Here is a 15,073-nt window from a genome sequence, read left to right on the forward strand (position 1 = left end):
AATATTACAATAATGAAAGAATAAAACTGAATTTAAACGGAATGAGCCCGACACAATATCGGGCTCATTATTATCAAAATTAATTATAAATTTGTCTAAACTTTTGGGTGCAGTCTAGGTAAAGACAGCCTTTTAAACATTTAAAACAAAACAAACTGTATTATTCCTTAATAAACTTCAATACCTCAACGCCATTATTCTCATCATACGCTTTTACAACATAAAGACCTTGATTCAAATCACTAACTATAAATTGATGCCCTTCAGATTGATTTGCATCAAACGATTTTACCAATTGTCCTGTTATAGAAAAAATCTGAACTTTAGAAGTCGCTGCATTTAAAGTAAAATAACTGGAAGCCGGATTTGGATACAACAAAACAGTTGGTATTTTCTCATAATCAACTATTGCCAAAGAGGCCGTTTTGTTTCCATAGATTCGATATTCACCAGCCGGAATTGTTATTAGATCATTTACATTAGCCACCATAATTGTTGTATTATCCATCAAATTGTACCATTCGCCGGTGTAAGGAAATCCAGTTGCTACATTTTGTGTGGTTACATTAAAATTAGCCAAGATTAAAACATCTTTAAGTTGGCTTGACGCCAAAGCACTATTGGTGATTTTGATATTTGGATATAACGAACTGGTATTCGACATGGTTGCAGTTCCTGAAAAAACAGGTTCTACCGTTTTCATCGTAATCATTTTAGACCAATCGTTATAAATTTTACTTCTATTGGTATCTCCAAGCCAATTATTAACCCATTGTGGTTGCTGTTTGGTATCTAATTTACAATCCCCAGATGTTGCATCTGAAGGAGAATTTACACTCCCATTATTGCAAGCAAAAATAGAAGATTCCCATCCTAATTCTCCAAATTGCCAAATCATCTTTGGTCCTGGAACCAATAAAGAAACGGCTCCAATTGCTGACATTCTGGACAAAGCTATATTTAATGTTTTTACATTATGGGCAGCATTTGTGCTATTCCCAAATTGTAGATTTTTATACATTAATCGTTCTTCATCATGACTTTCGGCATAACCCATCAATCTATTTGTGGCAAAACCATGGCTCGTACTGTTCATACGAGAAATATTTCCTGCATAGCCCATAGACAGTTCATTGTACTGACTGGTCATTATGCCCCACATCATAATACCTTTGTTAGGTGTTTCATTAATCCTATAATTTGCCCAAAGCTGTTCTTCATCATCATTACCCAAGTGCTCAAAAATAGTATAATGAGTTGGATCTAAACTCCAAGAATAATCAGCATATTTTCGCAATACATCTACTCGATCTTGTTGTTTAACACCGGTACAAGCTTCTTGACCACCAGCAACATTAGCAGGGCAGTTCTGAGTAAATCCTTTGGTTAAATCCCAACGGAAACCATCAATTTTATATTCTTCTACCCATTGTTTAATGACGCGCTGCACGTAGTTTTGTGTTCTGGGTTGTTGATGATTGAAATCCTCACCCACACTATAACTGTGCATTGCCGTTGTATTAAAATATGGGTTTTCAGTGGAGGGAGAACCCCAACCGTCGCCATCAGGGTCATTCATCCACATACGAAGCATTGGATTTCTTCCAAAAGCATGGTTCAATGCCACATCAAGAATAACGGCAATTCCGTTTTGATGGCATAAATCAATAAACTCTTTTAACTTATCAGAAGTACCGTAGAATTTATCCAAAGCCATGTGAAAAGAGGTATTGTATCCCCAACTTTCATTACCTTCAAACTCCATTACAGGCATCAATTCAATCGCATTAATTTTTAAATTTTTAAAATAATCGATTTTATTAATCAAGTCCTGATAACTTCTGTTAGCATCAAAATCACGCACGAGCAATTCATAAACTACCAGTTTTTCTTTAGCCGGTTTAATAAAATTTGTGGTGGCAGTACTCCAAGGAAAAGCAACTTTTCCTGTTTGTAATACCGTTACTTCACGTTCCTGACCTGCAGGATAAATTGGGAGATTTGGATAATTTAGAGGTGAAATTCCCGGATCATCAAAAGGAGACAAAACCAAAGTGGAATACGGATCGGCAGTTTTTACTAAAGAAGGCGTACCTGCAATAGGCGATGCATCAACTACCCAATACTGATACGTGTAATTAGTTCCCGAAACCAATCCATTTAATTCTAACCAAAACTTGCCCGAAGCAAGATCCTTTTTCATCGCAAAAGAACCTGTAGGTTGATAGTTGTTGAAACTCCCTGCTACATACACAAAATCTTTAAATGGCGCATCCAGCACTAGAGTCGCTTTTGTCGCATCAGCTGTATTGTAATTGATTCCGTCCAATAATCCAGTCGGCATGGTCTCACTAACTACGTTCGGATTAACTAGAGCACTGAATTTTTTAGTAATTACGGTTGTTCCTTGAGTGATCTGCAATTCATAATTTTGATTTCCTGTAATATTCGTATGATTGTAAGAATAACTGGAAGTCCCTGGATTTGTATTTAAAGTGGTACCATTTGCCTTTAATACATAACTGGCATTTCCACCGGTATTAGTCCCTGAAATACTCAAACTCCCACCTGAAGCAATAATGGTCGCACTATTTTCGGCCGGAGCAGTTAGTGTAACTTGGTAGGCGCCAACTTCAACAAAATTATCTTGCGATTTTTTATCTCCTGTCCCATCCTTAGCTTTAACGAGGAAACCTATTTTACCTATTCCGTTTCTATTGTAAAAGGTATTTGGAGTGACTGTTTTAGTATAGGTATCAGAAGCTGAATTGTAGGTAAACCTATTTGCTTCGTTAGACGCAGTCCAAGAACCATTAGTAGGACAATCAAGACTGTTCAAATCATTGATATCAAAAGACCAGGTCCACATGTATAATGCGTTTCCGGTAACTCCCCAAGTTGCTTCATTTACACTATTCCCATTTATAGTAATGGTAATAGCAGTTGTCTCCTCAAAAGTAGCTGGACTAACATTATAACTAATGGTTTGTTGTTGAGCTGAAGCGACAATTGAAAGGAAAAAAAATAAAAAAAGTATAGTTTTTTTCATGGTTTAGTGTTAATTAAATTAGAAAACAAAAAAAGGGCTATCCTAAAGACAGCCCTTTTTTTATAGGAATAAATTATTCTTGATTAGGAATCATTAAATAACTACCATCTAAATCGTTGAAATAGATTTTGTATTTTGATTTTGTTACAGGAATATTATCTCCTGTTCCTCCTCCTGAGAAAGCTGTTTTACCTCCCCAACTAACATCCCATTTATCATTTGCTCTGAATTTAGCTTCACCATCAACAAGTCCTAAAATATCTAAAGACCAAACATGTGCGTTAAATGTTGATTGAGTTAATGCAGTAGAAGCGTCCCAACTATTAGGAGTACTACTTCCAATAATACCAACAGTAGAAAATGTAGGCGCTGCAGCAGCATTATAAGCTACTAATGTGTAAGTCAGTGCAGTAGTGTCAAAAACAAATTTGTAATACCCAGCAGTGGCGATTATAAATTCACCTGCATTACCGTTAAGTTCAATGGCTGTTGCGCTTGCTCTCCCTAATTGAGAATCCCAGCTTCCTTTTTTAGAAATTAACTTGAAATTCCCTGCCCCGAAGTATCCTGTAAAAGAATATTTGCTAGCATCTGTACCGTTTCTAAACATTGGTTGGTGATTCGTATCTACTTTATTATCCCAGCCTCCTTGAACTGCTGCACCAATTAGGTACCAATCAGTAAACTCATAAGGAATCAATCCTGTGTACGCATTAATTAAAATAGTTAATGGAGTTTTAGACATCATTTTTTCAATTCCTGCTAAACTAGAAACTACTTTGATATCATAAGACCCTAATTGATCAGGTTTACCACCTAATTCAATTACTGCTTGATTTAATATTTTTACTGTAACTTCGATTTGAGTGGCACCAGAAGTACCTCCTAATTCGATTGCTTTAGTAAAATCGCCACCTTTAACATCCATTAAAAGTTTGTATCCTATTTCAACATCACCATTATACGTTGCTTTAGTCCATACGAAACGTTCTGCAACATCGTCAGCATTTTCTTCAAGTAACACGTATAATTTATCGTTTTCTGGTGCTACTAATTCCGGAGTATCAATTCCTTGAATTACTGGTCTGTCTTCAACATCTTCAACGCTACAAGACAAGGCAAGTACCGCAAATAAAGCAATTACTGATTTAGTTATATTTTTCATTTTTCTATTTATTTTTAATATTATTAATATCCAGGGTTTTGTTGTAATTTACTGTTTGATGCTAATGCTGTAGCAGGAATAGGAAATAAGTTTCTAAACGCTTGAGTTGGCGCTCCACCAGCTACATTTCCTTTCCAAGGCCATAAATAACCTCCGCCTGAAAATTTACCAAAACGAATTAAATCCGTTCTTCTGTGACCTTCCCAGTGTAGTTCTTTTGCTCTTTCGTCAAGAACTAAGTTTGCACCTATAGCATCAGCAGTAAGAGAAGCTATCGTTGAAGCATTTGCTCTGGTTCTCAAAGCATTTACATATCCTCTAGCAGTTCCAAGATCACCCACTTTACCAACTACCGCACATTCAGCATACATTAAATATGCATCCGCTAAACGGAAAATTGGAAAATCAGAATCCGAGAAATCTCCTGATTTATCAGAACCTTGGACTCCATTTACAGTTACATTCCTGAATTTTTGAATAGCGTATCCATCCGTAAATGAGCTAATGTCAACAATTTCTTTCGTTTGTCCATCCGTGTAGAATTTCCCTCTTGCATCAGTCGTAATCGCACTAAACTTATTTACAAATGCCGATGTTGTTCTGATACCAGCCCAACCACCATTGATTCCAAATTCGGAAGCTTTCATAGTACCACCTACTGGCGCATGCGTCAAGAAAGTAGTCCCTCCATACGTTTGAGTTCTAAGACCATCAAAAGCAATAGCAAAAATAAATTCGTTTTGAGCTCCATTTCTATCATTGTCAGCTAAAAATAATTGATTGTAGTTCGTATGTAAAGAATAACTTGTTCCAATTACTTTCGTAATCAATGGTAATGCACCCGCATAGTTATCAGTACCAATGTATACTTTGGCATTCATATACAATTTAGCGTGTAACATCCAAGCAGCAGCTTGGTCTGCACGATATGCTTCATTGGTTTTCGGTGCTTTCAATTCAGGAGTAATCGCAGTTAATTCGGCATCAACAAACTTGTATAGTTCTGCTCTTGTAGCATATTCTGGGTAAAAGAATGTACTTGGAGAATTTTCTGTAACTAAAGATCCACCACCAAACATATCGATTAAGTGCCAATACGTCAATGCTCTTAAGAAACGTGCTTCGGCTCTGTACGTTTTAATTTCGGCTATTAAAGCAGCATCAAGACCTCTGGAAGCTAATTTCTCATCTGTAGTTTGTCTTAAAAACTCATTACAGTTTACAATTTGAAAAGAGAAACGGGCAAATGTAGCTGTGATAAAACGGTCTAAAGAAGTCCATGTCTGATTGTGAAGATCTTTTATTGTTCCATCATTCCATCCAATAACCGCTTCGTCTGTAGTTAATTCCTGCAGCAACCAAAACCCTCTGACATACTGACTTTCTCCTTCATCAATTCCAGAGATATCAGGAGAACCAGCCGCAGTTTGACCTGAAGTAGCAAATCCTGCGTATAACTTAGCCAGATTTTGTTTGTACGACTCTGGCGTGCTAAAAAATTCATCCCCGGGAACAGCAACATTGCCTTCAGGAGATTGGTTTAAATCATCTGTACACGATGGGAATAATAGCACCAACAGTAACAAAGAAATACCCAATAATTTTATTTGTATCTTTTTCATTTTTCTTGTTATTTGTATTAGAAATTAACGTTTAAACCTAACGTGAAAGTAATTGGTCGTGGGTATAAATTTCCATCAATACCTCCAGAAATTTCCGGATCTAATCCTTCATATTTGGTAATTACCAAAACATTTTGAGCTGACAATGTCAATTTAACTAATGAATTAGAATTCTCTTTTTGATTGAAAGTATAGCCAACACTTACGTTGTCCAATCTAATAAAAGAAGCATCCTGAATGTAGTAATCGGATTCGAAACGTTTGGTGTCATTTGATCTGAAACCGGTTTCCAAAATATTTTCAACACCGTTTGATAAATCTGTATTTCTGATCAAAATATTATTGAAAGAACCTTTACTAGAATCTACGTTGTTGTAATTATAATTACCCCAAGATCCTCTCCAGTTCATTCCCATATCAAAGTTTTTGTAGGTTACGCTTGTATTGAAACCATAGAAAACATCAGCTGCCGGTTTATGAAAACGGTATTTGTCTTGTTGTGTAATCAATCCATCTTTATTTCTGTCGACATACACTCCATCTAATGGTTTTCCGTCCACACCATACGCTTGCTCATATACATAAAAGGAACTTGGCGCAAATCCCACTTGGTGATTTTGAATCGTATTTCCTGTAGCTCCTTCATACCCACCGATATTAATACCCGGAGTATTCGGTTGTGTAGTCGTCAATTTTGTGATTTTAGAATCTTGGAATGTTATGTTTCCGCCAATTCTCCATTCAAAATTATCATTGCGAACAGGAATAACTTCTGCAGCAATTTCAATTCCCTTATTTTCGATTGTTCCTACGTTGTAATTATCAAAATTTGAAAATCCAAAGAAAGAAGGGTTTTGTGTGTACAATAATAAATCTTCAGTAGTCCTTTTATATAAATCAACACTACCGGTGATTCTATTGTTCACAAATCCAAAATCTAAACCTGCATTAACAGTAGTGGTTTGTTCCCATTTCAAATTACTGTTGTACGGCTGTGGTCTGTAGGTCGTGTAAAAATCACTTCCAAACTGGTATTGAGCAGCTGTATTAGATGCTAAATACAATGGAATAGAAGGATAACTAACTCCAATATCCTGTTGTCCGGTAATACCCCAACCTCCACGGATTTTTAATGTAGAAATACTAGATACCTCTTTCAAAAAATTTTCTTCATTCAATTTCCAAGCTAATGCAACAGCAGGGAAATTTGCCCAACGATTCGTTTCTGTGAATCTTGAAGTTCCATCACGTCTGTAAGACAATGTCACTAAATATTTATCTGCAATACTTATGTTTGTTCGTGCAAAAAAAGATTGCAAGTTAATACGCGTAGGAAAATTAGGATCTACAGTAGTGTTATTACTTTGGAAATTAAAGTTTGAAGAATTATAAGACTCTCTAAAATCTTGATACGAATATCCTGCCGTTACATCAAAAACAGTATTAATAGACGCTACTTCTTTATTGTAATTTAAAAATAAATCCATCAACTTATTAAACCGTGATTGCGTTCTTTCATAACTGTTATTAAATCCAGAACCAGAAAGACCATTCAAAAAATTAGCTCCCGTATTACCAAATGAACGTCCTGTTAATTGATCGTAACCAAGGTTAGCCACTGCTTTCAGTTCCGGTAAAAAATGCATTTTATATTCTGTCTGGATGTTTCCAATACTTCTGTATGACGTTCCATAACTGTTTTGTTGTTCAATCATAGACAATGGATTTCTTCCAGCCAATTGGTTGATTTCAGTAGGAGACGTGTACCATTGAAAAAAGGTTCCGTCAGGATTTCGTACTGCTTGCGTTGGGTCAAAACGAATAGCGGAGCCAATAGCACCACGATTACTATAATTACTGTTTATAACCGAAGTATTATTATTCAATTCAATTTTTAAATGCTTATCTAAAAAGTTACCCGTTACACCAATACCTAATGTGGTTCTCTCCATGTTATCTCTTTTCAAAATACCATTTAGATTAGCATACCCCACAGAAGCTCTATAAACCACATCGTCAGAACCTCCACTTAAGGAAATATTATGGTCTGTTCCAATAGCTGTTCGGTATATCTCCTGTTGCCAATCTGTATCAGCAGCACCTACTAAAGCTTGTTGTGCCGCATTCCCATGAGCAGTTATAAAATCTCTGAATTGCGTACTTGATAAAGCATCCACTTTGTTCGTGATTTCAGATACCTGAAAATTTCCGTTGTAATTTACTTGTAAATCGCCTGCTTTTCCTTTTTTGGTGGTAATGATAATTACACCATTCGAGGCACGAGAACCATAAATAGCCGTTGCCGAAGCATCTTTCAATACTGAAATCGATTCGATGTTGTTTTGGTTGATTGTAGACAATGGATTTCTACTTCCTTCTACTCCACCAGCCGCAACTGGCACACCATCAATTACATATAAAGGATCGTTGTTAGCAGATAAAGAAGATCCACTTCTAATTCTAATGGTTGCGCCTTCTCCAGGAGAACCGCCACCGTTAATAATTTGCAAACCAGCAACTTTACCTTGAATCATCTGATCCGCAGAAGTTACAGGCCCTTTATTAAAATCTTTTGTAGTCAAAACCGTTACAGCTCCGGTCGCATCTTTCTTCTTAACAGTACCGTAACCCACTTGAATTACAACTTCTTTTAATTGATTCGCATCTTCTTCTAAAGAAACGTTCAATGCTTTTTGGGCAACATAATCCACAACCGTATTTTTATATCCGATGTAAGAAAACACGATTTTATCGCCTTTCTTAACGTTAGATAACTGATATTTACCATCAAAATCAGTAGAAGCACCATTAGCGGCACCTTGTACATTTACATTTACCCCCGGAATTGGCTGTCCTGACACCTTATCAAGAACAGTTCCGCCAACAGTATTCTGAGCCAGAATACTAAAAGGGAGTAGTAGTACTAAAATTAACAACTTTTTATAAATTGTTTTCATACTTTTTGTTTAAATTAATTTAATTTTTTGTTGAGTTTTTAACCTTAACTATTACTTCGAATGTTAAATTTATGTAAATTTTATCATGCCCGACGAGACCTCTTTTTATTTAACTTACGAAAACGTAATAGTGTTGAAAACTTTCTGATTTACATAAATTTTTATCAGTTTAATTACCATTTATAAAATTTAATTTTATCTTTATTAAGAAATAATTTTTTACCAGATCTTCACCATGAAAAGGAAAATTACGCTTAAACAAATTGCAAAAGAATTAGATGTATCCATTTCTACCGTTTCAAAATCCTTGAGAAACAGCCTCGAAATAGGTGAAGAAACCAGATTAAAAGTGCAGGCTTTCGCTAAATTCTACAACTACAAACCCAATAATATAGCCCTTAGCCTAAAAAATCGAAAAACTAAAACTATTGGAATCATTATCCCCGAAATTGTTCACCATTTCTTTTCAACAGTCATCAACGGAATCGAACAAGTAGCTAACGAAAATGGATATAGTGTTATCATATGCCTTTCAGACGATTCATTTGACAAAGAAGTCTTAAATATGGAGATGCTTGCTAATGGCAGCATTGATGGTTTCATCATGTCGCTTTCAAAAGAAACTCAATTTAGAGGTGATTTTCATCACATTACAGAAGTTATCAATCAAGGAATGCCTGTGGTCATGTTTGACAGAGTCACTAATGATATCCTTTGCGACAAAGTAATTATAGATGACAAATATGCCGCTTATGAAGCTGTTCAAAGCTTGATTGATAAAGGCCGAAAAAAAATAGCCTTAGTTACTACCGTTGATTATGTGAGCGTTGGAAAACTACGGACTGATGGTTATACCAAAGCACTTCTTGATAACGGAATACCTTTTAATGAAAACCTAATCATCAAAATCGAAGACATCGATACCTGCGAAATCACCATTGGAAAATTATTGGAAGACAAAGCCATTGATGCCGTTTTTGCAGTAAATGAACTTTTTGCAGTCACTATAATCAAAACAGCAAATAAAATAGGACTGAATGTCCCTAATGACCTAGCGGTTATTGCTTTTACAGATGGTATAATTTCCAAATATTCGACACCTACTATCACTACTGTAAGTCAGAATGGAATAAAAATGGGAAATAAAGCCGCAAAAATGCTGATTGAAAGACTCGAATCTGAAGAAGATGAAGAAGACGAAAATTATAAAACCGAAGTAATTGAAACCCATTTGATCGAAAGAGAGTCAACAATTTAGTTATTTAATTCAGTACTACAACCTTGTAGTTAAAAATCTTTCCTTTTATTTCTTTCTGCGAAACAAAAGTTTGAAATATATTTTTATATTTACCCGTTCAAAGCTTCAACTTTTACTTCGAAAATAAGATAAGTTTTGATAAGCATAGCGCTTATCGTATTAATTTTTTAAATTACGATAATGGAAAAGCGTAAATTAAGTTTCTGGCAAATTTGGAACATGAGTTTCGGTTTTCTAGGAATACAATTTGGTTTTGCACTGCAAAACGCAAACACTTCAAGAATTTTTGAAACATTAGGTGCAAAAGTTGATGAAATCCCTATTTTATGGATTGCAGCTCCTGTAACAGGTTTAGTTATTCAACCCATAATTGGTTATTTTAGCGATAGAACTTGGACCAGATTAGGCCGACGCAGACCTTATTTTCTGGTGGGTGCTATTTTATCATCGATAGCTTTGTTCATAATGCCCAATTCCCCTACGTTGTGGATTGCCGCTGGAACATTATGGATGATGGATGCCTCAATCAACATTTCGATGGAACCTTTCCGTGCCTTTGTAGGGGATAATCTACCAGAAAAACAACGTACCTTAGGTTTTGCCATGCAAAGTTTTTTCATTGGATTAGGTGCTGTTGTTGGTTCCTTACTCCCTTACATTTTTACCAATGTTTTTGGCGTAAGCAATACCGCAGCTGAAGGAATCATTCCAGATTCTGTAAAATGGTCCTTCTATATAGGAGGAGTTGTTTTTCTATTGGCTGTGCTGTGGACTATTTTTAAATCTACGGAGTATTCTCCAGCAGAGTTAGAAGCTTTTGAACAAAAAGATAAAGAAACTAAAGAAATCACTCCAATTGAAACTGAGTTTGAGGCTAAAGCGAATATCAAAAGACAATTCAATTTAGGACTTATAATGACTTTGTTAGGAAGCGTCATTTCCTTTATTATTTACGAAAACCAACTTACTAAAGAACTCTATATTTTATTTGTCGGCTTAATTGTGATTGGAATTTTATTCATGGTTACCGCCAGACTTAGAGTTATCCAAATAAAAAATGGTTTCACCATAATCATGACGGATTTATTGAACATGCCCACCACAATGAAAAAATTGGCTTGGGTTCAATTCTTTTCTTGGTTTGCACTTTTCTCCATGTGGATTTACACGACTCAAGCTGTTACACAACATATTTTTAGAACAACAGATACGACTTCAAAAGTGTATAATGATGCTGCCGACTGGGTCTCAGTACTTTTCACTGTTTACAATGGAGTAGCTGCTGCAGTTGCTTTTTTACTGCCTGTAATAGCAAAAAAAGTAGGGGTTCGATCCACACATTTACTGGCATTGTGCTCCGGTGGTGTAGGATTACTTTCTATTTATTTTATTGGAGACAAATATTTATTATTAATTCCAATGCTAGGAGTTGGTATTGCATGGGCAAGTATTTTATCAATGCCTTATGCGATGCTATCAGGTGCTTTACCAGCCGCAAAAATGGGCTATTACATGGGCGTTTTCAACTTTTTTGTAGTTATTCCTCAAATTGTTGCTGCAACGATCTTGGGTTTTATTGTCAAACAATTTTTTCAAAACGAACCTATTTACGCATTATTAATTGGCGGAGTATCAATGATATTTGCCGGTTTACTTACCCTTAGAGTAAACAACAGAACAAAAATTGAAATTCATGAATAATAGAAAAGCATTCATATTTGACCTCGACGGAGTAATTGTTGACACCGCAAAATATCATTATTTAGCGTGGCAAAAAATCGCCAATGAATTAAATATTGAATTTACACTGGAACACAATGAATTATTAAAAGGAGTCAGCCGCGTGCGCTCTTTGGATATTATATTGGAATTAGGAAAAGTGGAAGCTTCGCAAGAAGATAAAGACCGATGGTTATTTCAAAAAAATGAGGAGTATTTATCCTATTTAGTTGATATGGATGAAAGCGAAATTCTTCCGGGAGTCTTTCCTATTTTAAAATTTCTAAAAGAAAAAGGCCAACCAATCGCATTGGGTTCTGCTAGTAAAAATGCCAGACCCATTCTTGAAAAGACCGGATTACTCTCCTACTTTGATGCTATTGTCGATGGGAATGATGTGACCAACGCAAAACCTGATCCGGAAGTTTTCCTGATAGCTTCAAAATTATTACTTATCGAACCAGAGAACGCAATTGTTTTTGAAGATTCAGTGGCGGGAGTTCAAGCGGCTAATATTGGAAACATGACCAGTGTAGGAATCGGTGACTCTGGTATTTTACATGAAGCAAAATACATCTTCAACGATTTCACCGCAATTGACACCAACTTCATAGAAGATTTAATTAAAGAATAGAGTCAAAAAGAATTAAGAAACAAGATTCAAAAAAGTAAAAAAGAACAAGATTGGATCCGAATCACAACAATCTTTAAATTTTTAAATAATTGAATTTTTAAATTAGAAAAAAATGAATCAAGATTATATAAAACCAGATAATTGGTCCATCATAGAAGAAGGATTTGATGTAGAGAGTGTGAAATCATCTGAAAGCTTGTTCAGCATTGGGAACGGTGCCATGGGACAACGTGCTAATTTTGAAGAAAATTATACTGGAGAAACATTCCAAGGAAGTTACATCGCCGGAATATATTACCCAGACAAAACTAAAGTGGGCTGGTGGAAAAACGGGTATCCGGAATATTTTGCGAAAGTTTTAAATGCTCCAAACTGGATTGGAATAGATATCGAAATCAACGGAGAAAAACTGGATTTGAATGCCTGTACCGAAGTCAAAAACTTTCGTCGTGAGCTGAACATGAAAGAAGGTTGGTACAATCGTTCTTTTGAAGCGACTTTAAAAAACGGAACCGAGATCGCAGTTACTATTCGACGTTTTCTTTCTATCGTTTTGGATGAAGTTGGCGTTATTAATTACGAAATAACTCCTTTGAACAAAGATTCAAAAATAGTTTACAAGCCCTATATCGACGCTGGTGTAACCAATGAAGATGCCAACTGGGAAGAGAAATTCTGGGAACCACTGGACGTCAAAAAATCAGGAAATGAAGCTTTTGTAACGGCTCAAACGTTCAAAACACATTTCAAAGTAACTACTTTCATGCAGAATAGCATTTTGGCTAATGGCGAAAAAACAGCTATTTCTCCTTCCAATATTGATGCAACTTCCGATAAAATTCAATTTAGTTACGATGTAATTGTGGCGCAAGGCCAAAAATCATCTATTCAAAAAATTGGTGGTTACACGATTTCTTTAAACCACGAAAACACCGTTACTGCTGCGGAGAAAGTGATTCAATCCGCATTAGTATTAGGATACGAAAACATGTTACAGGACCAGATTGATGCTTGGGCAAAAATTTGGGAAATGTCAGATATTACAATTGATGGCGATGTAAAAGCCCAACAAGGAATTCGTTTCAATATTTTTCAGTTGAACCAAACTTATTTAGGAAAGGATTCTCGTTTGAATATTGGACCAAAAGGTTTCACTGGTGAGAAATACGGCGGATCAACTTACTGGGATACCGAAGCGTATTGCATTCCGTTTTACATGGCGACCAAAGATCAGGAAGTGGCTCGAAATTTATTGACCTACCGCTACAATCAATTGGACAAAGCCATTGAAAACGCTGCCAAATTAGGATTTACTAACGGAGCTGCTTTATATCCAATGGTAACGATGAACGGTGAAGAATGCCATAACGAATGGGAAATTACTTTTGAAGAAATTCATAGAAATGGAGCCATCGCATTTGCCATTTATAACTTTTACAGATACACTGGCGACTACAGTTATATCCCCGAAAAAGGACTGGAAGTATTAATAGGAATCGCTCGTTTTTGGCATCAAAGAGCCAACTTTTCCACTAAATTAAACCAGTACGTAATTCTTGGTGTTACCGGTCCAAACGAATATGAGAACAATGTAAACAATAATTTCTACACCAATTATATTGCAAAATGGTGTCTGGAATATACGTACGAGCAAATTCAAAAAGTGTCTCTGGAATACCCTTCGGATCACAAAAGAATTTCTGAGAAAGTAAAAATCTCGGATTCCGAATTGCAATCTTGGAAAAAAGTTTCGGATAATATGTATTTCCCATTTTCGGAAGAACATAATGTGTACTTGCAACAAGATGGCTTCTTGGACAAAGATTTAGTTCGCGTAGCTGATTTGGATAAAAGTCAAAGACCAATCAACCAGAAATGGTCTTGGGACCGAATTTTGCGTTCGCCATATATCAAACAAGCCGATGTTTTACAGTGTTTCTATTTCTTCGAAGATCATTTTTCGAAAGAAGAACTGAAAAATAATTTTGAATTTTACGAATCATTTACCGTTCATGAAAGTTCACTTTCGCCATGCGTACACTCGATTCAAGCCGCTTTATTAGACAAAATGGATATGGCGTATACGTTCTATTTGAGAACTTCACGTTTGGATTTAGACGATTACAATAAAGAAGTGGAAGAAGGCTGTCACATTACATCGATGGCAGGAACTTGGATGAGTATCGTGGAAGGTTTTGGCGGAATGAGAATTAAAGAAGATATGCTTCATTTTTCTCCAAAAATTCCAAAAGAATGGGAAGGGTATTCGTTTAAAATTAATTTCAGAAATCAAATTTTGAAAGTAGCGATCAATCATAAGGAGATAACTTTTTCAATTGATGGCGATAAAGAATTGAAAATCATAGTAAATGGTCAGCCAATAGTCGTTAAGTCTGAGAATTTAGTTACGGTATAATAAACAATTGCTAGAACTTGTAGTTAATTCTATCATTTGATCCCAAGCCTAGCTGGGCTTACTAACAATCCCAATAAACATTGGGATTGTTTACTTGGTTACACTACGTAGCAGTATTTTTGTATTGTTCCAAACAATAATTCCTTGAAAAGCACATCGTCTTTATTTTAATATTGTTTAAAAATTTAATAAAATGTATTTCACAATGAATAAAATTATTCCTTTACCGTTCCTAAATAAGAGCTTTCTAAAA

General features: G+C 35.6%; 9 protein-coding genes. 5 read left to right on the plus strand and 4 right to left on the minus strand.

All coding sequences use genetic code 11. The annotated features are described in order from the left end of the window. On the plus strand, positions 1 to 83 hold an 83-nt coding region (locus ACNQGD_RS03150), incomplete at its 5' end, for an IS3 family transposase (RefSeq protein WP_417965007.1). A 77-nt stretch (positions 84 to 160) separates the two neighbouring features. Here ACNQGD_RS03150 and ACNQGD_RS03155 read toward each other — a convergent pair. The 4 genes from ACNQGD_RS03155 to ACNQGD_RS03170 all read right to left on the minus strand — a co-directional run bounded on the left by ACNQGD_RS03155 (position 161) and on the right by ACNQGD_RS03170 (position 8,793). Next, on the minus strand, positions 161 to 3,049 hold the full coding sequence (locus ACNQGD_RS03155; RefSeq protein ID WP_417998271.1) for an alpha-amylase family glycosyl hydrolase: 2,889 nt from the start codon (positions 3,047 to 3,049) through the stop codon (positions 161 to 163). A 73-nt stretch (positions 3,050 to 3,122) separates the two neighbouring features. Beyond that, the gene (locus ACNQGD_RS03160) at positions 3,123 to 4,214 is read right to left on the minus strand and encodes a SusE domain-containing protein (protein WP_417996496.1); all 1,092 of its coding nucleotides are present in this window, start codon (positions 4,212 to 4,214) and stop codon (positions 3,123 to 3,125) included. Positions 4,215 to 4,237: 23 nt separating this feature from the next. Beyond that, positions 4,238 to 5,836, minus strand: coding sequence for a RagB/SusD family nutrient uptake outer membrane protein (locus ACNQGD_RS03165; RefSeq protein ID WP_417998272.1), 1,599 nt, complete (start codon positions 5,834 to 5,836; stop codon positions 4,238 to 4,240). Positions 5,837 to 5,853: 17 nt separating this feature from the next. Then, positions 5,854 to 8,793 carry a SusC/RagA family TonB-linked outer membrane protein gene (locus ACNQGD_RS03170; protein ID WP_417998273.1) on the minus strand — a complete coding sequence of 980 codons (2,940 nt, stop codon included), beginning with the start codon at positions 8,791 to 8,793 and terminating at the stop codon, positions 5,854 to 5,856. A gap of 235 nt (positions 8,794 to 9,028) precedes the next feature. On the opposite strand from ACNQGD_RS03170, the gene ACNQGD_RS03175 reads away from it, so the two are divergent. The 4 genes from ACNQGD_RS03175 to ACNQGD_RS03190 all read left to right on the plus strand — a co-directional run bounded on the left by ACNQGD_RS03175 (position 9,029) and on the right by ACNQGD_RS03190 (position 14,820). Next, positions 9,029 to 10,051 (plus strand): LacI family DNA-binding transcriptional regulator, encoded by a 1,023-nt coding sequence (locus ACNQGD_RS03175; RefSeq protein ID WP_417998274.1) that lies wholly within the window; start codon positions 9,029 to 9,031, stop codon positions 10,049 to 10,051. Between the two features lie 180 nt (positions 10,052 to 10,231). Beyond that, positions 10,232 to 11,752, plus strand: a complete 1,521-nt coding sequence (locus tag ACNQGD_RS03180; protein ID WP_417998275.1) for an MFS transporter — start codon at positions 10,232 to 10,234, stop codon at positions 11,750 to 11,752. Further along, positions 11,745 to 12,404 (plus strand): beta-phosphoglucomutase, encoded by a 660-nt coding sequence (gene pgmB / locus ACNQGD_RS03185; RefSeq protein WP_417998276.1) that lies wholly within the window; start codon positions 11,745 to 11,747, stop codon positions 12,402 to 12,404. The genes ACNQGD_RS03180 and pgmB overlap by 8 nt, the downstream gene beginning before the upstream one ends. Before the next feature lie 112 nt (positions 12,405 to 12,516). After that, the gene (locus tag ACNQGD_RS03190; RefSeq protein WP_417998277.1) at positions 12,517 to 14,820 is read left to right on the plus strand and encodes a glycoside hydrolase family 65 protein; all 2,304 of its coding nucleotides are present in this window, start codon (positions 12,517 to 12,519) and stop codon (positions 14,818 to 14,820) included. The last annotated feature ends 253 nt before the right edge of the window (positions 14,821 to 15,073 follow it).

The organism is Flavobacterium glucosi, from assembly GCF_048286535.1.
Lineage (GTDB): Bacteria > Bacteroidota > Bacteroidia > Flavobacteriales > Flavobacteriaceae > Flavobacterium.

What these genes read in the sequence shown, in the direction of transcription:
- ACNQGD_RS03155 (WP_417998271.1), bottom strand. Translation starts at nt 3,049, where the DNA reads ATGAAAAAAACTATACTTTTTTTATTTTTTTTCCTTTCAATTGTCGCT.
- ACNQGD_RS03160 (WP_417996496.1), bottom strand. Translation starts at nt 4,214, where the DNA reads ATGAAAAATATAACTAAATCAGTAATTGCTTTATTTGCGGTACTTGCC.
- ACNQGD_RS03165 (WP_417998272.1), bottom strand. Translation starts at nt 5,836, where the DNA reads ATGAAAAAGATACAAATAAAATTATTGGGTATTTCTTTGTTACTGTTG.
- ACNQGD_RS03170 (WP_417998273.1), bottom strand. Translation starts at nt 8,793, where the DNA reads ATGAAAACAATTTATAAAAAGTTGTTAATTTTAGTACTACTACTCCCT.
- ACNQGD_RS03175 (WP_417998274.1), top strand. Translation starts at nt 9,029, where the DNA reads ATGAAAAGGAAAATTACGCTTAAACAAATTGCAAAAGAATTAGATGTA.
- ACNQGD_RS03180 (WP_417998275.1), top strand. Translation starts at nt 10,232, where the DNA reads ATGGAAAAGCGTAAATTAAGTTTCTGGCAAATTTGGAACATGAGTTTC.
- pgmB (WP_417998276.1), top strand. Translation starts at nt 11,745, where the DNA reads ATGAATAATAGAAAAGCATTCATATTTGACCTCGACGGAGTAATTGTT.
- ACNQGD_RS03190 (WP_417998277.1), top strand. Translation starts at nt 12,517, where the DNA reads ATGAATCAAGATTATATAAAACCAGATAATTGGTCCATCATAGAAGAA.